21 protein-coding genes are annotated in these 20,194 nt (G+C 48.5%); 12 read left to right on the top strand and 9 right to left on the bottom strand.

The annotated features are described in order from the left end of the window. The first annotated feature begins 6 nt into the window (after positions 1 to 6). Complete coding sequence (locus P2W70_RS31465; RefSeq protein ID WP_276485580.1) at positions 7 to 447, top strand: response regulator; 441 nt, start codon at positions 7 to 9, stop codon at positions 445 to 447. After that, positions 444 to 863 carry a response regulator gene (locus tag P2W70_RS31460; RefSeq protein WP_276485579.1) on the top strand — a complete coding sequence of 140 codons (420 nt, stop codon included), beginning with the start codon at positions 444 to 446 and terminating at the stop codon, positions 861 to 863. Before P2W70_RS31465 ends, P2W70_RS31460 begins: the two co-directional genes overlap by 4 nt. A 14-nt stretch (positions 864 to 877) precedes the next feature. Here the strand turns inward: P2W70_RS31460 and P2W70_RS31455 are convergent, their stop codons facing one another. Next, positions 878 to 1,510 (bottom strand): Crp/Fnr family transcriptional regulator, encoded by a 633-nt coding sequence (locus P2W70_RS31455; RefSeq protein ID WP_276485578.1) that lies wholly within the window; start codon positions 1,508 to 1,510, stop codon positions 878 to 880. A 444-nt stretch (positions 1,511 to 1,954) separates the two neighbouring features. Between P2W70_RS31455 and P2W70_RS31450 the strand changes: the two genes are divergently transcribed. The 9 genes from P2W70_RS31450 to P2W70_RS31410 all read left to right on the top strand — a co-directional run bounded on the left by P2W70_RS31450 (position 1,955) and on the right by P2W70_RS31410 (position 10,728). Beyond that, positions 1,955 to 2,785, top strand: a complete 831-nt coding sequence (locus tag P2W70_RS31450; protein ID WP_276485577.1) for an RteC domain-containing protein — start codon at positions 1,955 to 1,957, stop codon at positions 2,783 to 2,785. Positions 2,786 to 3,310: 525 nt separating this feature from the next. Next, positions 3,311 to 3,994 carry a hypothetical protein gene (locus tag P2W70_RS31445; RefSeq protein WP_276485576.1) on the top strand — a complete coding sequence of 228 codons (684 nt, stop codon included), beginning with the start codon at positions 3,311 to 3,313 and terminating at the stop codon, positions 3,992 to 3,994. A 418-nt stretch (positions 3,995 to 4,412) separates the two neighbouring features. Beyond that, positions 4,413 to 4,628 (top strand): hypothetical protein, encoded by a 216-nt coding sequence (locus tag P2W70_RS31440; protein ID WP_276485575.1) that lies wholly within the window; start codon positions 4,413 to 4,415, stop codon positions 4,626 to 4,628. 82 nt (positions 4,629 to 4,710) lie between these two features. Continuing rightward, complete coding sequence (locus P2W70_RS31435) at positions 4,711 to 5,379, top strand: hypothetical protein (RefSeq protein ID WP_276485574.1); 669 nt, start codon at positions 4,711 to 4,713, stop codon at positions 5,377 to 5,379. Positions 5,380 to 5,581: 202 nt separating this feature from the next. Next, complete coding sequence (locus P2W70_RS31430; protein WP_276485572.1) at positions 5,582 to 6,022, top strand: MarR family winged helix-turn-helix transcriptional regulator; 441 nt, start codon at positions 5,582 to 5,584, stop codon at positions 6,020 to 6,022. After that, positions 6,015 to 6,545, top strand: coding sequence for a GNAT family N-acetyltransferase (locus tag P2W70_RS31425; RefSeq protein ID WP_276485571.1), 531 nt, complete (start codon positions 6,015 to 6,017; stop codon positions 6,543 to 6,545). Before P2W70_RS31430 ends, P2W70_RS31425 begins: the two co-directional genes overlap by 8 nt. A 364-nt stretch (positions 6,546 to 6,909) precedes the next feature. Continuing rightward, the gene (locus P2W70_RS31420) at positions 6,910 to 7,680 is read left to right on the top strand and encodes a ceramidase domain-containing protein (protein WP_276485570.1); all 771 of its coding nucleotides are present in this window, start codon (positions 6,910 to 6,912) and stop codon (positions 7,678 to 7,680) included. 174 nt (positions 7,681 to 7,854) lie between these two features. Next, positions 7,855 to 8,319, top strand: a complete 465-nt coding sequence (locus P2W70_RS31415; RefSeq protein WP_276485569.1) for a hypothetical protein — start codon at positions 7,855 to 7,857, stop codon at positions 8,317 to 8,319. 282 nt (positions 8,320 to 8,601) lie between these two features. Continuing rightward, entirely contained in the window at positions 8,602 to 10,728 is a 2,127-nt protein-coding gene (locus tag P2W70_RS31410; protein ID WP_276485568.1) for a histidine kinase dimerization/phosphoacceptor domain -containing protein, read from the top strand. A gap of 54 nt (positions 10,729 to 10,782) precedes the next feature. On the opposite strand, the gene P2W70_RS31405 is transcribed toward P2W70_RS31410, so the two are convergent. Next, a complete protein-coding gene (locus P2W70_RS31405) occupies positions 10,783 to 13,191 on the bottom strand; it encodes a tetratricopeptide repeat-containing sensor histidine kinase (protein WP_276485567.1) in 2,409 nt (802 codons plus the stop codon). A 495-nt stretch (positions 13,192 to 13,686) separates the two neighbouring features. Between P2W70_RS31405 and P2W70_RS31400 the strand changes: the two genes are divergently transcribed. Continuing rightward, complete coding sequence (locus tag P2W70_RS31400) at positions 13,687 to 15,087, top strand: sigma-54-dependent transcriptional regulator (RefSeq protein WP_276485566.1); 1,401 nt, start codon at positions 13,687 to 13,689, stop codon at positions 15,085 to 15,087. A 44-nt stretch (positions 15,088 to 15,131) separates the two neighbouring features. Here the strand turns inward: P2W70_RS31400 and P2W70_RS31395 are convergent, their stop codons facing one another. The 7 genes from P2W70_RS31395 to P2W70_RS31365 form a co-directional block, all read right to left on the bottom strand. Continuing rightward, a complete protein-coding gene (locus P2W70_RS31395) occupies positions 15,132 to 16,010 on the bottom strand; it encodes a helix-turn-helix domain-containing protein (RefSeq protein WP_276485565.1) in 879 nt (292 codons plus the stop codon). A 174-nt stretch (positions 16,011 to 16,184) separates the two neighbouring features. Then, the gene (locus P2W70_RS31390; protein WP_276485564.1) at positions 16,185 to 17,039 is read right to left on the bottom strand and encodes an AraC family transcriptional regulator; all 855 of its coding nucleotides are present in this window, start codon (positions 17,037 to 17,039) and stop codon (positions 16,185 to 16,187) included. Positions 17,040 to 17,174: 135 nt separating this feature from the next. Next, complete coding sequence (locus P2W70_RS31385; protein ID WP_276485563.1) at positions 17,175 to 17,558, bottom strand: DoxX family protein; 384 nt, start codon at positions 17,556 to 17,558, stop codon at positions 17,175 to 17,177. A 28-nt stretch (positions 17,559 to 17,586) separates the two neighbouring features. After that, positions 17,587 to 18,081, bottom strand: coding sequence for a nuclear transport factor 2 family protein (locus P2W70_RS31380; RefSeq protein ID WP_276485562.1), 495 nt, complete (start codon positions 18,079 to 18,081; stop codon positions 17,587 to 17,589). A 108-nt stretch (positions 18,082 to 18,189) separates the two neighbouring features. Then, positions 18,190 to 19,002 (bottom strand): SDR family oxidoreductase, encoded by an 813-nt coding sequence (locus P2W70_RS31375; RefSeq protein ID WP_276485561.1) that lies wholly within the window; start codon positions 19,000 to 19,002, stop codon positions 18,190 to 18,192. A 35-nt stretch (positions 19,003 to 19,037) separates the two neighbouring features. Beyond that, entirely contained in the window at positions 19,038 to 19,430 is a 393-nt protein-coding gene (locus tag P2W70_RS31370) for a GlcG/HbpS family heme-binding protein (RefSeq protein WP_276485560.1), read from the bottom strand. Positions 19,431 to 19,528: 98 nt separating this feature from the next. Continuing rightward, a complete protein-coding gene (locus tag P2W70_RS31365; protein WP_276486159.1) occupies positions 19,529 to 20,128 on the bottom strand; it encodes a DUF2490 domain-containing protein in 600 nt (199 codons plus the stop codon). Between the last annotated feature and the right edge of the window lie 66 nt (positions 20,129 to 20,194).

The following is a 20,194-nucleotide window of genomic DNA, read 5'->3' as shown; positions in this document are numbered from 1 at the left end:
AAAGATATGCGTACGGCGACCTTTAAGATCGTTGCGGTGGAGGATGATGCCGATGACCGGATGTTGCTCGATGAAGCTTTCCTGGCGATTGGTGCTGCAGCAGACATTAAGAAACTGGCAGATGGGGCGCAATTGATGCATTACCTGGATACGGTAGAACAACCGCTTTATCCGTCGCTCATCGTTTTGGATAATTCCTTGCCTGGCAGTTCGGCCCTCGAATTACTTGTCACCTTAAAAGCGAGCACCCGGTACGGGCATATACCGGTAGTGATCTACACTACCCTGGTGTCGCCCGCTGCGCAGGAGGCTTTAATGGCTGCCGGCGCCTTTGCCTGCCGCACGAAGGGGTTGACGATGAAAGAGATCATTGCAACTGCGCATTGGTTTAAGCAACTGGCGGAAGGTCATTTGCATGGCGACGTCAACCATTCAACCACCATATGACAAAAGGGCCCATCATTATAGTCGACGACGATCCGGATGACCGGGATATTTATGCGGAAATCATCCGTGACATGGGTATACCCAACCAGATCAGGTTTTTTAACGGCGGTCAGGAATGCCTGCAATACCTCTCCACGACCACTGAGCAGCCATTTGTTATCCTGTCAGACATCAATATGCCCAGGATGAATGGGTTGGAGTTCAAAGAGAAGATACAAGCCGACGAGTATCTCCGTCAAAAAGGGATCCCCTTTGTCTTCATTTCTACCAATGCCCACCCATCGACTGTGCGGAAAGCCCATATACTGAGTGTGCAGGGGTATTTCATGAAACCAGCGAGTATGGGCACGATCCGTACGATGCTGACCAAGATCTTCGATTATTGGGAACTGTGCAAGCATATTAATAATGTGTGAGGGGTGGCGATTGATCAGGATGGTTCGTTTGTTTGTCCATCTCTATTGAGGCCCTTTCTCCGTATCTTTTTGAGGGTGCGGCTGAAATTTTCTGGTGTAGTGGAGGTGTAGGACGCCAGGTATATTTGGGGAACCCGTTTCATCCATTCCGGTTCATTTTCTATGAGGTATATAATTCGCTTCTCTACGTTGAGCGATTGTTTGCCTTCGATACGTTTATTGTCCTTCTTGATGACCCCAAAAGCCAGGTCTGCCCTAAGGCCACCCAGTTCAGGAAAGGCAGCTTCAAGGTCATAGTATTCATTGCGATTAATCGTCAATGCGATGACAGGTTCCAGGGTGTAAATAGCTTCTCTGCTGGGTACCTGGTCGTCAAAACTCTCTACGTTGAAGACGATCTCCTGCTCCATCATAAAGCGAGATGACTTGTATTGCCATTCCTCGTTCTCCATTTCCCGCATTTCGCCCCGCATCGCACCCTGGCAAATAAAATACATTTTGTCGCTCATGGCGCCATAATGAAGTATGCAGGTATTCCTCGGGATTTTTTCGATGACAATGTGGAGCCTTAGTTGGTCAAGGGTCTGCGCTGGCAGCTTTTTCTTGCTTTCGATGTAGGTGAAAAACTGGTCAATCCAATCGATCATGTGCTATTCATTTTATTGGGTGAATAAAATGATCTCTGGATTGTTTGGTTGGGACACAGTGGCTACTAACGGTGATAAAAGCAGCGTAAATATAAACAAACTTATAAAACAACACAAACATGCTCGCTGCCGGATGAGGGATTATCGTTGATCAATGGACGCTGCATGGGCCCGGGTAAGTTGTTGATGATAAAAGCGGCGTCTTCGAAAATTAACATACGTCAATTTATGCCTGAAAACAACCAGGCAAATCGGCAATTTCTTAGCATATGCTAATTTTTTGAATGCTTAACCGCTATTAATTTTGTTGCTGCCTAACGCGCACAACCGAATCTTTTCCGATATCCCTGTATTTGATCCGATGCCCACGTGACAATGTAATAGCAGCACGCTGCCGGTTAAAGGGCACGTGCATTCAATATCTACAAACTCAAATCAATTTGTATGAAAAACAAATCGGATCAATTTTCCCGTCAGCTGCAAACATTGCTCCATGAACTCGGCGAACTGGAGGCGCAGGACAATGACCCGCCTGCGGTGTATGCCAGTCGTATTCAACAATGCCGCAACAGTCTGCGGCAACTGAGGCAATCGGTCAATGAGCAGGGTTTCCCGGACCGGGCAGCGGAGATCTTTTTTTTCAAGCATATCAAAGCGGTGGTTTCCAGCCGGTATATCTATTATAAGCGTGTACAGCATTTGCTGCTAGGCAAGTTGAACGCCCCCAAGCTGGAAAAGGAGCGCCTGGCCAGGGAGCTGGATGCAGCCAGCCAGGTCTTAGCGCAAAACGATTCCTTCTGGTGTTATTGCAAGTCGGGTAGCAATGCCCTGGACGAGCAATACTTTGTACGCGGCCATGAAGATGCTTTTTTCCATCCCTTACATTTTAGTATAGATGATCCCTGCTCAACGGCTGGTGAAATCCAACTGGCCGAATTGCTGGCGACAGAATTGTACATGCAGTATGTCGACCGGCGTTTGTCACAACTGGACCATCCCGCCAGTGCTCCAGTGCGTTTACCTTCAAAGTCTACGTTGCGTTGTACAGCATCGACATCGGAGGTGAGTGAGTTGGGAAAGGCCCTCTACCTCGACGGCTTTTTTGGTAATGCCACTTTGAAAGAGGTCATGGAGCATTTTCAGGAAAGTTGGTCGGTTGATCTTAGCCTTCATAGCCAGGTGACGCAGCAAAATGAAAGTCGCAAAGAGCCACTTCGGTTTCTTCTCCGGTTGATCGAACGTTACAGGAAGTATTTCGATGATCGGGACAAATGATTTCCTCCAAAAAGTTGCTGTAATAATAGGTATATACTATATAGTTTTTGTCGTAAAGAAGTCTTACGGCCCGACATAAACCAGGTCAAACACTAACTAGAACGTCCATTTACTGGACGTTTTTTTTATGCCTTGTTGCAAAAATAAAAAAGTATATAGTATATACTTCCTATATAGATCGGGTCGCGTAATTGCCGCAGCTTTGTGTTATCAAAATTGATGTATATGACAACACAAGCAAACATACCCGGCGGCGATAATATTCCACCCGTATCCGACTTGCACCAGACTGCGGCACTACTTGCTGGTTTATTGTATGCCGATCCTATGAATATCCTAGCAGACTGGTATCGCTTATATAGGAGTTTCATACCAGTCCAGTACCAGTCCCATACCAGTCCCCCGCTTACAACAACCAATCCGAAAGGTACCCGGCAGGAAGTGCTGCACAGGTACCAGCCAGGTTATACCGATTTAGTTAGTTGGGCCGGCCAACTTATTTATTCATCTAAAAATCAAAAAAAAATGGCGAAGAAAATTCCAGCCAATGGCGTAACAGCCGAAAAGGTCCAGAATGATGCAGTATTTGAGCGTACGAGAGAAAACATGGCAGAGTTTACCCGATCGGGTAAAGCGTCGGTGTCTATTCGTGAACTATTTCGCGAGCTCACGATATATGCTAAAAGCAATGATGCGCATACCCGTTTGGTGAAATTACTGTCGAAGGTGATTAGTACTGATCCTATCAGTAAAAGGGGAGAACGTACGGTCACAAATGGTGATCTTCTGTTGTTGAAAGGATTCAATTTCAACAGGCGTGTGCCCTTACGCGAAATCGTTTATCCTCGTTACACCGTTGCGATTGACCGGGCTGCCGGTCAGGCAACTATTGCGATGCCTGAGTTCGTGCCGAAAGTGTTGATCGGCTGCCCGAAGGCGACTACCCACTTCAAACTGGTTTTGGCGCTGGCTACCCTGAATTTTGAGACAGACGCGTCGACCTATGTTAAGGTGAGCACCAATGAGATCGGGTGGGACCAGGTTTTGAGGCCGGCTGAAAACATGGTACTAAACTTTCCCGCCAATACGCCCGACAACATCATTGTTGTTATGAGCGTGGAGTTCTACCAAAACATCAACGGCGTAAGTTATGACCTTAAGACCGGCCAGTCGAATGCAGCTGCAATTGTTGCGGTAAGCAAGCCGTAAACCAGTAGCCAACCTCCAGTGCGGTGAATAGTCGAAGTTAGGGCGCACAGGCACGCCGTTGCGGCTATCCTCCTTCTACAGGACACTGGTCGCTGTTGCTACAGCGACCACCACCTCAGCCAACAAACATCGTGGACCACACGTCGCGCAACACCCACAGGTTCGCCCCTGGTGTGTACGGGCACTGCCATGTCCCGCTATCACGCGGATCATCGATTGGACCGTGTTCTTACACCCGCTCAGCTGCCGCGCTCTCTGCGCAGAGATGGCAGGCAGCTGGGGAGGCGGATCACCGGAAGAAAGGCACCAAGGCAAAGAGGCATAAAGGCAACGCAGGGAATACAAATGCCCGAGCCGATCCGTATCCTGGCAATGATCAGTAGCAGCATTTTCATTATTCATTTTTCAAACATCAACAATGAGCAACATCATCAATCGTATGACCACCAAAACGCCCAAGTTCTTCAAATTCCTGCGCACCCTGGGCGTGGCGCTGGCTGCCGCCAGTGGCGCTTTACTCGCAGCGCCGATAGAACTGCCGGATGCCGTGAATACCATCGCAGGTTACGTAGCCGTAGCCGGTAGTGTGATGGGCGCCGTCAGTCAAACGGCGGTACTGAACGAAGAAGAGTAGGGAAGGTCAGACCATCCATTCAGGACGCCCTCGGGCTGAGGGCGTCCTTTTTAACCATCATTCACCACATCAAATTCATTGTATGAAAACAACCAAAGCAGCTCGTTTTTGGGCATGGTTCAGGCGTAACCAGCATCACTTTCTCGGTTATGATGAGCTGGCGCCGGCAGCACAGGCTTATTGGATGGCCGAATTGGAGGTGCATATGGCAGCCTACGACCGTCACCTGGAAGCCTTTCTCGCCTGTAGTGACGATAGGGTACATAAACTGGGCAGGTTATTGATTACAGCCCATGGACGGGCAAAGTCGTTCAAGGCTGCTGACCGGTTGGTCAACAAAGCGCCGCGGCTGGCAGCCTGGTATTTTGAATCGCTGATATCGCCCGTCTCAGTTGCAGCTGGCATTCGGGAAGAGCTGGCAGAAGCAGGACTTGACGGGGAGTCGTTTTGGTTTGACGTGCGAAATTCGCTTACGTTCCGGAAACCGTTCCTGGTCTTTGTCGATGTAGGTAGGGATGCCCACGATGACCTGGACATCATGGCCGAGCAGGCCGTATTTAATGTACTGGGTGAGCGCATGTTTGGAGAGCGCGTAGAATGTGTGCACTTCATCCGGTTTTCTGACTTGCTTCCAGAAAACAAGGCTTTCCTGGCACCGCTTGGTGAACTGCGCGATTTTCTAAAAGCCCGTGAGCTATCGGGTATGGTGGTGGGGTGGGATGGGGAACTCATAAAAAGTAATTCGCCCTAGATCAAGGTTTAATAATCCGGTTAAGCTCAGATTGAACCCGGCCGATAAAGGCTGGGTTTTTTGTCTGATCATTTCCGAGTATAAAAATATCTTTTAAAGTTTGAGCAGAGTGGGCTCGAACATCTCCCTAAGATCAATGTTTAGCTGGTAAGGGTACTAAATATAGTTGACAAAGTCAACTATATGCCCGATCTTTGACCTTATGAAGCCGGAACAAATTCAGGAATTTAGAAGTTTCAATAGGTTTTATACCGATATCGTAGGCCTGCTCGATAAGCATATATTAAACAGTAAATACTCCTTAATCGAGGCGCGCATCTTGTTCGAGTTGAATAATGGTAAAGGATTGACGGCTTCGGATATCATTGGACTGGTCGATATTGACAAAGGCTATCTCAGCAGAATACTAAAAAAGTTTGAAAAAGCCAGGTTGATCAAAAAGGTTGATTCTCTCAAAGATAAGCGGGTTGTAGCATTACAGCTATCTGAACTGGGAAAAAAGGAATTTGAAAAACTAGATAAGGCATCTGATAAACAAGCTGAAGACTTATTCAAAAACCTGTCGGAAAGCGAATGCAATCGCCTGATTACGAAGATGGCAGAAATAAGGTTGTTGATGAAAAAAGGAATAAAGTATGAGTAAAGCAAACAAAACCTTGCAAGATATTACGATCAGGACAGAGTTGGCTCCTGGCGATTTATCTTTCGCCATTTACCGGCAGGCAAAGCTGTACAGCGAAGAATACAATTTTGGGATAGCATTCGAGTCGTACGCATTGGCAGGTATGCATGAATTTTGTACCACCTATGATCCTGAGAAGGACCGGGTTTGGGTTTGCGAAGATGATGGAAATATCATCGGATTTGTATTGCTGATGCACCGAGAAAAAAATGGTTCGCAACTCCGTTATTTTTATATTGACTCAGCGTACAGGGGAATAGGTTTGGGTAAAAAGCTGATGCAGTTATTCGTCGACTATCATAACGAGAAAGGTTACGACTATTCTTATTTATGGACAACAGCGGAGTTGGATTCTGCCATTTCTCTGTACGTGCGCTTCGGCTTTGAACTGACAGAAGAAAAGCAAACGAATGCCTTTGGTCGATTAGTTACGGAAAGGCGATATGAATTGAATAATAATACACGACGGCCGGCTGGTGTTTGAAGAAGTTAAGATTAAAATTATGGGTTACCTGGCACTTTATTAAATCTCGTGTCGATGACCAAGAGAATCGTTCTCTATATCCGTATAGCTTCATTAATTGCCAATTCAATTTATATGTTGGTATCAGTGTATGGCCGTAAGCGACCGTAATGTGCCCGAGAAAGGTCAATAAGGCGTTTAGAGGTAAGTGTTAATTTATTTATGATTTGTGAATCTATCCGAAATAGTACCACGTATATTGAATATAGGATAAGGTTTAATGGTTAACGCATATGAATGGGAATGCCCGCTTTTTTTAAGGCGGGCTTTATTTTGTACCTGCTATTCGTTATATTCAATGTAGAATCTGAAACGAACCTTGCTTATGGATAAGAAGTCGATTACGCTTATTGTCATAACCATTGTATTGATCGTGCTTACTGCGCTGCAAAAGCCATTCAGTCAACCTGCCAGTTATCACCAGTTTGCCGACCAGGTTAGTTTTTGGGGCATTTCCAACGCCTGGAACGTGCTGACCAACCTGCCTTTTATTATTGTTGGTGGTTATGGGCTTTACTGCCTCACCATTACCAGCACCAGCGCTGCCATCAAACGCATGTATACCATACTGTTTCTCGGTATCATATTGACCGGAATTGGGTCTGCCTTTTACCACCTGGTGCCGGACAACTTCCGGCTATTGTTTGACCGGCTGCCCATGACCATCATCTTCATGAGCTTTTTGGCGATTACCGTTTACGAATGGATATCCCCGCAATGGGGCAACCGGTTATTCTACCTATTGTTGCTGGTTGGTTTTGTGAGCCTGGGATGGTGGTATTACACGGAGCAGCAGGGGAGGGGCGATCTCCGGTTTTACTTATTTGTGCAGTTTTATCCCATGCTGGCTATCCCACTCATTTATTGGCTATACCGATCTCCGGAAAAGAACCGAAAGATCCGCATTCTCATCTGGGTATTCTTATGGTACATTGTCGCCAAAGTAGCCGAAGTATACGATGAGCAATTGTTCGCCGCCATCGGCTTCAGCGGGCATTCTATCAAACACCTGGCGGCTGCGGTGGCCACCTGGTACATGGTACGGTTTTATGAAAAGTATTACCAGGCATCGCCTCTTTTGGCACTTCCGGCGTAAGGGTACTAAGTATTTAAAATTATCGTATATTCGGACACCCAATATCATGGTCCAATCTATCCTTTCTACCCGTTCCCATTGAGCATACATTTTCTTGCCATCCGGATCAAACACCTGATCGTTCCCTGTGTAAACCCTTATCCTGGTCAACATACACATTCAATTGCTTTATCTATGCGTATGCTCCTTGTCATGCTGGCCATGACGATAGCCCATGCTGCGGCTACCCAACCAACCAATCGCCAACAGGCGGACTCTCTTACACAGATACTAAAGCAAATCTCCAAAGGGCCTGGAAGGTTGGAACCATTACTCCGCCTGGCAGACTACCACGCATTCAAACCGGGAGAAAACAAGATTGATTTCGACAGTGCCAATGCCTGCGTGGAAGAAGCCGCACGCATCAACAAATCCAACCCGGTCGCGGGCGCCGATGGTCGTATACTGTTGACACAAGCTTTTATCTATCGGGAAAAAGGCGACGAGGCTAACGGGAGAAAAGCAGTGGAGCAGGCTATTCCTCTTTTGGAGAAAAGTGCCTACCGATACTGCTTGGGCAAAGCCTATTTTGAATTGTCGGGCTATTACAGTCGACAAGCACTCACAACATCCATACAGAAACTAGAAGTATCCCCCTGAAAAATATAAGCGACCGGTTTGCCCCCAGCGCCAAAGATCAAATCAATTTGTATGATCAAGAAACCATTTGGACACAAACTGCGTAGTGGCTGCGACTTGTCCACCATAGTACGTCCTCCTGTTATGCCAAACGCCAACATACTTCAATACTGTAGACCATTCATGGTCTCATTAATACTGCTACTTGCTTTCCTATTGCTGCACTTGAAAACCGGTGCTCAACTGCTTGTTGGAGTACCCTACGTGAATGCTTCACAAATAACCACACTGAGAAAAATCATCGTGAAACCAAAGTCCGCACCGGAAAAGGCCCATGCACTCGTGCTGCTTGGCGCTTATTATGTCCATAACCCTTATCCTAAAACACACAACCTCTCCAGCGCCCTCAAACTCGCCAATGAAGCGGCAGATATTAGTGCAAAAGCCGGATTGGCCAGAACTTATAACGAAGCAAAACTACTGACCGCCTTTGCCTACCTGCGAAAATTCAACCTCGACAGCGCCGTTCTGGTCTTGCCTTCGCTAAATGACTCCACCCGGTTTGTGCTGTTGCTCAACCTGGCCCAACACACCCGAAATCATGACAATGCCAAAAACCGTTTGGAAAAAGGTATGAACTACGCGCAACAAGCCCTACTGATAGCGAATAAACTCAATGACACCTTGAAAAAGGTATTGGCAATGAAAGAAGTGAGCTGTATTGAATCGGAAAAAATAAGTCCTGACGCAGAGGTGAAATTGTTGAGGATTGTGGCATTGCTCAAAGAACTTCAGTACCCCTACCTGCAATACATCTACTATGAGTTAGCCGGATTTACTTACCTGTTAGGCAGTGAAGACAAAGCGTTCTATTACTCCGATCTAGCTTTAAGAGCGACTGCAGCTTCAAAAGACAGCGCAGGGTATGGTGATTTTTGCGTGGCACATGGCGTGATATTGGCCAAAAGCGGAGAACACCAAAAAAGCATCACTTATTTGAAACAGGCGATCGAATTTTACAAAATACGATATGGAAACTACGACATGACCCAGGTGCTTCGCCAATTGGTAGACGAATATATTAAACTGAAACAATTTAAGCAGGCCGACAGCACCTTTGCTACGCTATATCAAAAATACCCACCAGACAACGCCATGGATAGCATGCAATGGCTAAATTCTATGGGAAATTTTTACAGATTGGCAAAGCGATACAACAAGGCTGAAACCTGTTACCTGTCAGAACTCGCGATACGCACCCGGAACAACATTGACCCGGATTACCATGCGGTGGGTCAGTTATATGTCGAAGCCGGCAAATTTCGTCAGGCAAAATTCTACCTGGAAAAAGCACTGCAACAGGTAGATAGTACCACATCAATACGTACCAAAGGGCACTTGCACTATTGCCTTTTCCTCGCTGACTCTGCTACTGGCAACTACCTCTCCGCTATGCGCCACCTGAGGGAAAACAAACGATGGGACGATTCGATGATCACCCAATCAAAAACGGCAGCTATTCAAAAATACCAGACACAATACGAGACGCAAAAAAAGGAAGACTCACTCCGTCACAAAGACGACCATATATCCCTGCTGACCCGTACCAACCTGCTACAGGATGACAACCTCCGGCAAGCGAACCTCGTGAAGCGTTTTACCATTGCAGGCATCGTATTGGCAGGGGTAATCATAGTGCTGCTGTATCGTCAATACCGCAACAAGCAAAAAAGCAACTTGCTCATTGGAGACAAAAACCAGAAACTGGAGCGGCTGGTCACAGAAAAAGAATGGCTGCTGAAAGAAGTACACCACCGCGTAAAAAACAATTTACAGACCATTATGAGCCTGCTGGAACTGCAAGCTGGCTCCGTAAACGAGGACGCACAATTTGCTTTACAAACCAGCCAGAATCGCATTTACGCCACCTCCCTGCTGCACCAGAAGCTGTACCGATCAGACAACCTGTCGTCTGTCAATATGGAAGTATACCTCAACGAACTCCTTCAGCACCTCAAAGCGTCACTGTCTACCGTTCAGTCGGTGTCTATCACTACACATATCACACCGATCGAACTGGACGTTACCCAGGGCGTGCCTATTGGCTTAATGGTCAATGAGATCATCACCAACGCCTTCAAGTACGCGTTCGACGAAACGATCGCAAATCCGCAAATCACGGTATCTCTCACCACCGACGGCCATGTGGCAGATCTTGTGATTGCCGACAATGGCCTCGGTTTCCAGAAAGCGGATGAAGTAAATCTGGGTCTGGGATTGAAGCTTGTTCAGGGGTTGGCGGAAGACATCGATGGAAAGGCCACCATTCTTTCGCACGAAGGTACTACGGTGATGATACGGTTCAAGCCCAGGCATGCACTTCAAGCGACTATTGAACAAACGGAAATAATAAACAAGGCGCAGGAATAGCATGAAATTTTTGATGTCGGTTTGGTGCGGGATTACGAGCTACGAAAGCATGAGCTATCCCGCCAGTTGCTGCTCCAGGCCCTTTTCCATGGCTTTTACTTTGTGGACCCGAAGGGTAGGTATCTTGGAGACCGTGATCTTTAGTCCATTGTCGTTTTCAATAGCTATAGCAGCCTCCAGCTGATCGCTCAGCCCCCTGATTAGTTTGAAGCCAATGGAATTGGATTGGTGAAAATTGAAGTTGTTGGGCAGACCTCGCCCGTTGTCTGCAATCACCAGTTCAAATTCATCTGTCCGGATTGCTTTGAGGCGAATGCTGATCTCTCCTGTCCTGTCTTCTGTGAATGCATACTTCATAGCATTGGTCACTGCCTCATTGATGACAAGCCCCAGGCATACGGCTTCATTGACGATTAAGGCAGTGTGATCGATGTCTAAAATGATGCGGATCTTTTGGTCGCTATGGAAGCTTTGTTCCAGGTAACATACCAGTTCCGGAACATAGTCGGCCATGTCAATCGTTTTGGTATCGTCTGACTGATACAGTTTCTGGTGTATCAATGACATCGCAAAGATGCGGGATTGTGAATGTTGGATCGCCTCGAGTGCGTCATGCTGAAGATGTGAAGATTGAAGCTCCAACAGGCTCACGATCGTTTGCAGGTTGTTCTTGACGCGATGGTGCATTTCTTTTAGGAGCCACACCTTGTCAGCGACCAGTTGCTGCAGCTGCCCATTTTGACCGGCAATCTTTTTATTGCTCTTTATTTTCGACCAAAACAGCCAGCCCAAAAGGGCTAAGATGACTCCCATCAATCCCATGATCAGCCAGGTAACGTGTTTTCTCACCTCCGCTTGGTGGATGATATTGTCACGAAGCTCCTTATCCAATTTTAACCCTTTCACGTCCTTTTCCCGCAATTGCAGCTCTATATCTTTCTGCCGCTGCTCAAGCGCTGCCTGCTTTAATGCCGCATCTTTCAACAGGGCATCCTGCTTCAGGGTGGCAGCATCCAGGTGCAAGGCTTGTATGTTTTGCTCTTTCTGACGCAGGTCTGCTTCTTTTTTCTGCACTTCGTATTGCGTTTCCAATTCGTCTGTAAGGCGTGCCCTGCTGGCAGTAAATGATGAATCCGATAGGGTTTTCCCTTTCACCAGGTTTCTATAAGCTTCTTCGTACTTTCCTACTGCCGCTTGTGCTTTGGACAGATAGCTGTAATTCTGCGCGATCAAGGGGTTGTTTTCGGCACGCATGTTGGTTTCTGCAAACTGAAGGGTGGTGACTGCCTTTTCGGGTTGATCAGACTCGAAATATAGAATACCTAGGTGGTAACTGATCGCCCCGGTCGCTATGCGCGCTGCTTCGGCATGTTTTATCCCTTCTTTAAAGTATTTTTCTGCCTGTTCAAATTGCTTCAGTTCGCGATAACAACGACCCCATGCCAGACAAGCGTAGTATTTATTTACATCAGATGCTGGAGGTACCATTTTTTGCATTTTTTGCAGGAAGGGTATTACTTCATCGATGCGGCCGAGCTTTTGCAGATTGGCGCTATAGGTCGCAACAGCACCATAAAAGCCTGGCACCTTTGCATAGGGCATTGGGTTTTCTAATAATTTACCATAATAATACAATACTCTTTCAGGTCGCTCTTGTACGGCGCTTAGACTCCCCAGACTATTGTATACGTTAGCGACTTCATCGGCGGTGCTGCTTTTAGTCAATGATTTTTCGGCCGTTTGGCCGTATTCCATGGCTTTGAAAAAATTACCTTCCAGGGTATATTGGATACTCAGGATGCTGTATACCACGGCTGTCGAAGGGAAGCCCTTGCCGTCCCTGCATTGCAGCACCATCAGCGAGTATTTTTCTACTTGCGGCATTAGATGCAGGAGCCGGTATTTGTCAGCTGCAATTTCCAGCACCCTGGCCATACGCTTTATATGAACTTTCGTCTTGGTTACTAGTGGTAGCGCCATTTCCGCGTAGCGGGTAGCCTGGTCGACGTGACTGCGTTCCAGCGGCGATGTATTTGCTTTTGCGTAAAAATGGTCAGACAGGCAGATAAGCATTTTTACCTGCATGGTATCATTCATGCCGCGCAGTAATTTTTCGGCACCAGCAAAGTCCTGGTATTCCATGCGCAAAAGGGCGGTTAATAAAAGCCCCTGCTGTTGATAGTGGGTACTTTTCATTAGATACGCCAGCTCTGTCAATTGCCTGGCGTACAACATTCCGCTGTCAACGTCATTCTTGGCTGTCTTCTGCCTATACAGGTAAGCAGAACTGAGTTCCAGTAGTACTTCTGCTCGTTGGGTGTTTGTAAGCGTATTGTGTAGCTGGTTTAGCAGGCCTGGGACCCGCTCTTGTTTTATAACCATGCCACCAGGAATAAACTGGCCGTAGCTCACCAATACGATAAAATGGACAGCTAGACCCAATGCGACGTGGATTGCACGCATACTAGAAGTGTTAAATGGTAACAGTTGAACAGATAAGGCTTATCTAAGGGCGATAGGTAGACGGATTGATGTCGGGAAGCCATACTCAGAGGGAACGGGTAAGTTGGATAGATTGGATGTGCGTTAAGTGCTTCTAAAATACGATTTATGGCATTAAGTTGGGCATTAAATGTTGAGCTGGCTGCCTGGAAATCGTATCTTAGCGTTCCCGGCTCGAGAGCTATTTTTCGCGCAGCCCCCTCTAGAAAACTGATGCTATCCATTTCAGGTATCCTGCCCTCGCCCTTGAATTTCCTTATCCAGGTCATATTTATCAGCCGGTTTTTCACTGTGACGCCTCTTGTCATACCAAAGCTTTTTCATGCGTTCCTCGACTTATATAATAAAATACCAGAATTGGCAACCGCTCCATCAGGTTAGCTCGTAAAGGAATTAAATTTGACCAGTAAATAGCTAAGTTCAATGGATCGCAACAACAGGGCCCAATTCAACCAAATGAAAAAAGTATTAATAGTAGAAGACGAATTCATTGAAGCGACCAACCTCGAACGGCTGTTGGTGAAGGCAGGTTACGAAGTGGCTGGCATTGCCAAATCGGTTCCGGTAGCGCTCGCGATGCTCGACCAGGATAGTCCAGACTTTGTGTTGGTTGACATTTACCTGAAAGGTCCGCAAACAGGAATTGAGCTGGCCCGGAGCCTTCGCACGCGCAATATCCCCTTCCTCTTTATTTCTGCTAATTCCGATAAAGTCACCCTGGATGCCGCCAAGGAAACCAGGCCTTCCGGTTTTCTGGTGAAGCCTTTCCGGGAACGCGATGTGCTAGTCATGCTGGAGATCGCCCTGTACCAGCACAGTCATGGCATCGAAGCCATGAAGCAGCAACAGGCAGCAACAACCGGGGCGAATGCGCCAGCCAGGACTAACCCGCAGCCACTCCCGAATATTGTAGGCCAAAGCAGCACCCTGCAACAAGCCATGGAGCATATCCGGATCGTGGCCCCCTCATCGACCTCCGTGCTGATCCTGGGCGAAAGTGGAACCGGCAAAGAAAAGATGGCGGAAACCATCCATGCCATGTCGCCACGGAGCCAATATCCCTTGATAAAAGTCAACTGTGCCGCCATGCCGGTCACCTTGATCGAATCGATCCTCTTCGGTCACGAGAAAGGCGCCTTCACCGACGCGGTGGCCAAAACAACCGGTAAATTTGAGCAGGCCGAAAAAGGTACCCTCTTTCTCGATGAGATCGGCGAAATGCCGCCGGCGGTACAAGCCAAACTGTTACGGGTCTTGCAGGAAAAAGAGATCGAGCGCATAGGCGGCAAACAAACCATCCAGGTAGATGTGCGCATTGTGGCTGCTACGAACCGCAACCTCGAGCAGGAAGTAGCTGCCGGTCGGTTTCGCATGGACCTCTATTACCGCCTCAATGTATTTCCTATCCAGGTACCTGCCCTGCGCCACCGCCAGGAAGACATCCTGTTGCTGGCCGACCACTTCATCCAGCTGTTTTCCCGGCAGGAAGGTAAAGCCCCGTTTACGCTGTCACCGACACTGGCCGATAAACTGGTCAACTATCACTGGCCCGGCAATATCCGCGAATTGGAAAATACCATGCGGCGCATGGTTCTGCTCGGTCCCGACCAACCGGAAACATCCATCTATTTTGGCATCCGTTCGCAGCCCGCTGAACCTGCCGTGGCCGAAACGTCTGAGATCAAATCCTGGATGGAATATGAGCGGGCCTATATCCTGCAAGCCCTGCGTAAAGCCCAGGGCAAGATCAGTGGTCACCAGGGAGCCGCTGAACTCCTTCAATTAGCCCCCTCCACCCTGGAGTCGAAAATGAAAAGACTGGGCATACAGAAAAGCGATTACATCAAACCAGATTAGACATTCTCGGTAGTTGTTTAAGCGAAACCTCTTTTGGTCAATCTTCAGGCCTCGCCCATGGTAGCGGCTAGCGGTTGCGTATTGGCCGTAGTGCGACAAGCAGAAGGCGGTATGCCAAAATGCGATTTGAACAGGCGGGAAAAATGGGCGATATTCTCGAAGCCCAGGGTATAGCAAATATCGGTGACCGACATCCGGGTGCTGGCCAGTAGCTGCAATGATTTTTCGAGGCGCTGCAGGCGGATCCACCTGGAGGGCGGCATGTTGTAGATTGCCAGGAAATCCCTGCGAAAGCTGGATAGGCTACGTCCCGACATCCTGGCCAGCTGACCCAGCGTAATGGTGTTGGTCAGGTTCTCTTCCACCACAGTGGTGATGTTGCAGGGGTAGTTTTGGCGCAGGTCGAGTATCAGCTGCAGCAAGGACTGGTCGGCCATACTACCAGGTAAGCAATACAGGAACTCCTGTATTTTAAGACGGATAAGTGCGTCGGTCATCGATACACCCTGGCGAAAATAAGCTTCTACTGATTGTAAACATGCACTTACCCGAACGCTGGGTTCGTGCAAGACCATATTGCCAGGCGTTGGAGGTGTTACTGCTTGCAGGTGTGCCTGCTTCACGAAGTCCCTAACTACCGAACCGCAAAGGGTGAGCAATAAAAAGGCAGGCGCTTCCAATGCCTCTTCCTGCACCACCCGGTACCTGATGAGCCGATGCTGGTGTAACAAAACGAGTTGCCCGGTATTCACCTCCAGCATTGTAGCGCCGTGTTCGATCCGCCACCGCCCCCGGCACACGTATAAGATGGTATTTTCTTCGAGGTAGCATTGTCCTTCCTGGTCTTTCCGGTATTGGATGACTGTGGATAGTAGTTGTTTGGTAGGTGTGTTACCTGCGGATGCAATTGTTTGGTTGTACATACTTGCCATTTTTAGCTGCCTTTAGTGGCTTTACTATACTTTTCCAAAGCCTGTGCCGTAAGCATGAGCACCTACCGCTCAACTATTTACACCTGTTCCTTTTTTTCATATCCCGATATGCCGGGAGTGGTCCCGATAGAACTCCCGGTATTTCGGGAGTACTGTCGTCGCTGCTTATGCTGATCGTTTAAACGTGGTGAAATTGATACCGGTGGTACTCTTGAAATACTTGCTGAAATGCGCGGGGTTGCAGAAGCCGAGGGCATAGGCAATCTCTTTCATGCTATCGCGTTCGTACAGTGCCTGTCGTTTTGCTTCGAGCACGATTCGTTGTTGAATATGGTAGCTGGGGGAGAAGCCGGAGTGCTCGCGTACGATAGCATTGAGGTAGTTGGGCGTAATGCCCAGCAGGGATGCATACTCATTAACTTTTTTGTGGGTTACAAAATGCTGTTCGACCAGTTGAAAAAAATGGGTGACCATATCTGCACGCCGGGTGTTTTCCGGCAAAGGGGGCATGGTGTCGCAATGCCTGCACAGGTAGATGATGAAGAGGCGCAGGAGATTGCGGACCACCTCCTGTCGTAACACATCCTGCCCATGTTGTTCTTGTTGCATCTGGCTGATCAGGGAGTCGAGCAGCGGCACCAGGGTCGGGGATAACTGAATGGCTGGCCGGCCGCAAAAGTGGTGGAGCAATACGCCATGCACAAAGGACGACGCTCCTTTGTCAACCAGGTCGAGAAATTCTTTGCGAAAAGTAAGTTGCCAGCCTTCCATGTCGGAATGGGTGACCTGTACGCGCTGGCCGGGACGCAGGCAATAGATGTGTTGAGGATAGATGGTAAGCCGATCAGTATCCAGGCTGATCTGCCCGTTTCCCTCCTGTATCCAGAGCAAGGTGTATTGTTGCGGTCCGGTGACCTGCGAAAAGGGTTGGTGGTCTGTACTGCCAGACGTGGTAAGGCGGGCAATGGTGCAGGCGGGCAGGATGTTTGTAGGAGTGGGTGCAACAGCTTGGTAATACATGGTTGATGGTTATTGATCACCTGCACGTTGCCGCGCTCTATGGGCTGTATAACCCATACCGAAAAGGCGCTAAGTAGGAATCTGTGAGCGCAACAACGTGCAGGTAATACATGGTGATGGATAGTTTTGGTACGATCAATACGGTTTGCCTGTATCCGGGGTATACCGAAGTATACGCCAGGAAACATACGAGGCGAGGTGTAGCACGAGAAAAATGATGGGCATGATCCTGGCCATGAGTGGATCGCCCATGGCGGTGTGGGAAATGAAAGCTGAGATAAAAACGATGGTAAAGGCTGCATAGGTCCATTCCCTGATCCAGGCGGCAACGGGCAACCATAGCAGTGCTACGCCTATCATTTTCGCAATGGCCAGCTCAATGCGGAAATATGCCCGAAAGCCCAGGTGATCAAAGGCCGCTTCAAGGTTGGGATCGATGCAATAACTGATCGCTGCATACGTCATCATCAACGATACCAGGGCGGTGGTGATGTAATAAACCAGTTTTGTACTGCGCATGTTGTTGTATTGAGTTGGTGAAAAAAGTTTATTGCTGCGGGTCAGGTATCCGGTACCAGATATCGTCGAGGTCTTTGCTTTCAAAGAAAGCGGTCACTGCAACGATGCGGCCTCCACTGATCTTCATGTACCAGGAATAGGTATTGGTATAGGGTTTGCCGTCGGAAGCGACGGCATTGCCTTCCCAAAGGGCAATGACGATATCGGCTTCTGCATAGATACCTTTAACGGTAGGAACAATTTTATGACTAAAGCGGCGATTGAGCGGGTCGATGGCTTCCTGTATGAATTGTGTTTTGCTGGTATAGGTCTTCGCAATGGCGCTTTTTCCAGTGATCGTCCAGACCACATCGGGGGCCAACAGGTCGAAAAAAGAACCTGTGCCTTTGGCCCACTTTTCGAAGGCCTCCTTGATCAATGTTTTATTGTTCATGGTATGTTGTGTAAAGGCGGGTAGTGCGATGATCAGCAACAGGATGGTGAGTATGCTGCACCGCTTTACCGGCTGATGTGGGTATTGCATATGAAATAGTATGGTGGGAAAAAGATCCCCGGACAACTTAAATCCTCTGCACCGTATGCATATGCTTCAGTTCGGTTGCCGGGAATCGTTTCGTAGCGCAAGCCTTTTTTAAATAGTCACCTCCCAGGCTTTCTGTTGATGATCTTTCAGCATATCCTCCACGAATTGTGGTACCACGTTGCGGAACTTGCCTTTTTCGGATGGTACGATGCGAATGATCGCGTCGATCATTTCTTTGGGATCGAGACGGCCTTGAGGTGTACCCAGTAGCGAATCGAAGGTGGCACGCATATCGGCCCGCTTGGTGAAGTTCTTGCTGTCGTCGAGCCAACGGAAGGGGTTGTCGGCCATGGTTTCGTTGTATCCAGTCAGATACGCGCCCGGGTTGATGGTCTGCACCTGGATATTGTAGGGTTTCAATTCGGAAGACATTGCTTCTGCAACAGCTTCCAGTGCATGCTTGGTCGACACATAGATGCCATAGCCATCGGGGGTGAAGAGGCCGCCCATAGAGGAAGTGAAGACTACCTTTCCTTTTCTTTTTTCATTGATCCATTTGGCTACGAAGCCTTGTGCCAGGTGCAGCGGGGCAAATACATTGGTCTCGAAATTACGCCTGACGAGGTCTACCGGAATCTCGAATACGGGGCCGGCTTCACCGATGCCGGCGTTGCTGAAGAGGATGTCGATGTCCCAGGTGAGGGCGTACTTCACATCATAAGCATCGGTGACGTCCAGTTTTTCGACGCGCAGGGTGTTTTGCAGGCCGAGCTCTTCCACCTTAGCGCGGAGGGCGGTGACCTGCGGTGAGATCTGTACGCCGGCGATGACCTGGTGGCCAAGTTTTGCTAAACCGATTGCTGCGCCTTCTCCCAATCCGGAACCTGCTCCGGTGATGAGGATCCTTTTTTTGTCTGCCATAGTAAATGTTTGTATGGTGTTTGAATAAATGACGTTTACAGTTTACTACCGGCCTGCGCGATCTGTGCGTCCTGCGTGATAGCGCCGCCTGAAATGCCGATGAAGCCAGCGACCTGTCCGTTGATCGTGATGGGCTTTCCGCCGGCGAAGCCGAGCAGGCCTCCATTGGTAAGCTCGAGTCCATAAGCTTTAGCACCGGGCTGTAGGAAATCACCTACGGCTTCTGTGTCCATACGGAAAAGCATGGATGTTTTGGCTTTCTGCAAGGCGATGTCGATGGACCCGAGGAGGGCATCGTCCATGCGGGCGAATGCTTTCAGGTAGCCAGTATTGTCGACTATCACGATGTTGACCGGTACGCTGATCTCGACTGCTTTGTCGATGGCTTGTTGCAAGGCCTGGTTGGCTTGTTGTAAGGAGATGTTCATGGTTGTTGTATTTGTTTGTTTGCTGATGTAAAATTGCCAAGCGTTCGGGAACTTTATTTTTCTGCGACAGTCGTAGTTGTTGATTATGGCGCTCATCACTACTTTGTAGTGCGCCGGTTGAGCGAGACCGTACTCATGAGGAAGATGAGGTTGGAACGTCCATTGAAATAATCGAGTTCACGATTGAAGGAGATATCGAGATTGAATCGATGTGCCAGGTCTACTGAAATACCGGGGGCTACCCGGTTACGTGTCCATCGGCCAGGGTTGAAGAGATAGAAAACTTCTACATAACAGTAGGGTTTAATGGTGAGCGGTCCGGCAGAAATACTATAGGAGATCCGCAACCGGTTACGGTAAAGCTGGATATCCTCGGCGGCGTGCCTGATGCGGAGCCAATAAAGGTTACGATCGTCAATGATGAGTTGCCGGATAGACCACGTGAAGATGATGGCTGGCATCAGGCCGTGCTCCTCCAGCCGGGGACGGTTGCGTTGCAGGTAGAGGTAGCCGGGGTTGAGGGTAATATGCTTGTTGATTGGTAGGAAGGCTTGCACATAGGCGGCGTGCATGTTCCATTGCGGATTGTAGCCATATTGTGCGGTGATGCGCTGGTGATGTTTTGATTGCCAGCTGATGCCCGGGAAAGCCCATATGGAGGTCGGCTGGGCGTGCGTCATCTGGATGCCGGCCATCATCCATGTCAATAATAGTCGTTGGTAGTACACGGTTTTTGCTCCTAAAATTGGCTAAGGCGCATAAGA

Origin of the sequence: Paraflavitalea pollutisoli (genome assembly GCF_029360705.1) — a bacterium.
Lineage (GTDB): Bacteria > Bacteroidota > Bacteroidia > Chitinophagales > Chitinophagaceae > Paraflavitalea > Paraflavitalea pollutisoli.
Note: the sequence above shows the minus strand (reverse complement) of the source record. Positions and strands in the feature narration are given on the sequence as shown.

Bases quoted from the DNA above. Each gene is read 5' to 3' on its own strand.
- P2W70_RS31435 (WP_276485574.1), top strand. From the start codon at position 4,711: ATGAAAACAACCAAAGCAGCTCGTTTTTGGGCATGGTTCAGGCGTAAC.
- P2W70_RS31425 (WP_276485571.1), top strand. From the start codon at position 6,015: ATGAGTAAAGCAAACAAAACCTTGCAAGATATTACGATCAGGACAGAG.
- P2W70_RS31420 (WP_276485570.1), top strand. From the start codon at position 6,910: ATGGATAAGAAGTCGATTACGCTTATTGTCATAACCATTGTATTGATC.
- P2W70_RS31430 (WP_276485572.1), top strand. From the start codon at position 5,582: ATGAAGCCGGAACAAATTCAGGAATTTAGAAGTTTCAATAGGTTTTAT.
- P2W70_RS31390 (WP_276485564.1), bottom strand. From the start codon at position 17,039: ATGTATTACCAAGCTGTTGCACCCACTCCTACAAACATCCTGCCCGCC.
- P2W70_RS31405 (WP_276485567.1), bottom strand. From the start codon at position 13,191: ATGCGTGCAATCCACGTCGCATTGGGTCTAGCTGTCCATTTTATCGTA.
- P2W70_RS31375 (WP_276485561.1), bottom strand. From the start codon at position 19,002: ATGGCAGACAAAAAAAGGATCCTCATCACCGGAGCAGGTTCCGGATTG.
- P2W70_RS31415 (WP_276485569.1), top strand. From the start codon at position 7,855: ATGCGTATGCTCCTTGTCATGCTGGCCATGACGATAGCCCATGCTGCG.
- P2W70_RS31365 (WP_276486159.1), bottom strand. From the start codon at position 20,128: ATGATGGCCGGCATCCAGATGACGCACGCCCAGCCGACCTCCATATGG.
- P2W70_RS31400 (WP_276485566.1), top strand. From the start codon at position 13,687: ATGAAAAAAGTATTAATAGTAGAAGACGAATTCATTGAAGCGACCAAC.
- P2W70_RS31455 (WP_276485578.1), bottom strand. From the start codon at position 1,510: ATGATCGATTGGATTGACCAGTTTTTCACCTACATCGAAAGCAAGAAA.
- P2W70_RS31380 (WP_276485562.1), bottom strand. From the start codon at position 18,081: ATGCAATACCCACATCAGCCGGTAAAGCGGTGCAGCATACTCACCATC.
- P2W70_RS31370 (WP_276485560.1), bottom strand. From the start codon at position 19,430: ATGAACATCTCCTTACAACAAGCCAACCAGGCCTTGCAACAAGCCATC.
- P2W70_RS31445 (WP_276485576.1), top strand. From the start codon at position 3,311: ATGGCGAAGAAAATTCCAGCCAATGGCGTAACAGCCGAAAAGGTCCAG.
- P2W70_RS31395 (WP_276485565.1), bottom strand. From the start codon at position 16,010: ATGTACAACCAAACAATTGCATCCGCAGGTAACACACCTACCAAACAA.
- P2W70_RS31465 (WP_276485580.1), top strand. From the start codon at position 7: ATGCGTACGGCGACCTTTAAGATCGTTGCGGTGGAGGATGATGCCGAT.
- P2W70_RS31460 (WP_276485579.1), top strand. From the start codon at position 444: ATGACAAAAGGGCCCATCATTATAGTCGACGACGATCCGGATGACCGG.
- P2W70_RS31450 (WP_276485577.1), top strand. From the start codon at position 1,955: ATGAAAAACAAATCGGATCAATTTTCCCGTCAGCTGCAAACATTGCTC.
- P2W70_RS31385 (WP_276485563.1), bottom strand. From the start codon at position 17,558: ATGCGCAGTACAAAACTGGTTTATTACATCACCACCGCCCTGGTATCG.
- P2W70_RS31440 (WP_276485575.1), top strand. From the start codon at position 4,413: ATGAGCAACATCATCAATCGTATGACCACCAAAACGCCCAAGTTCTTC.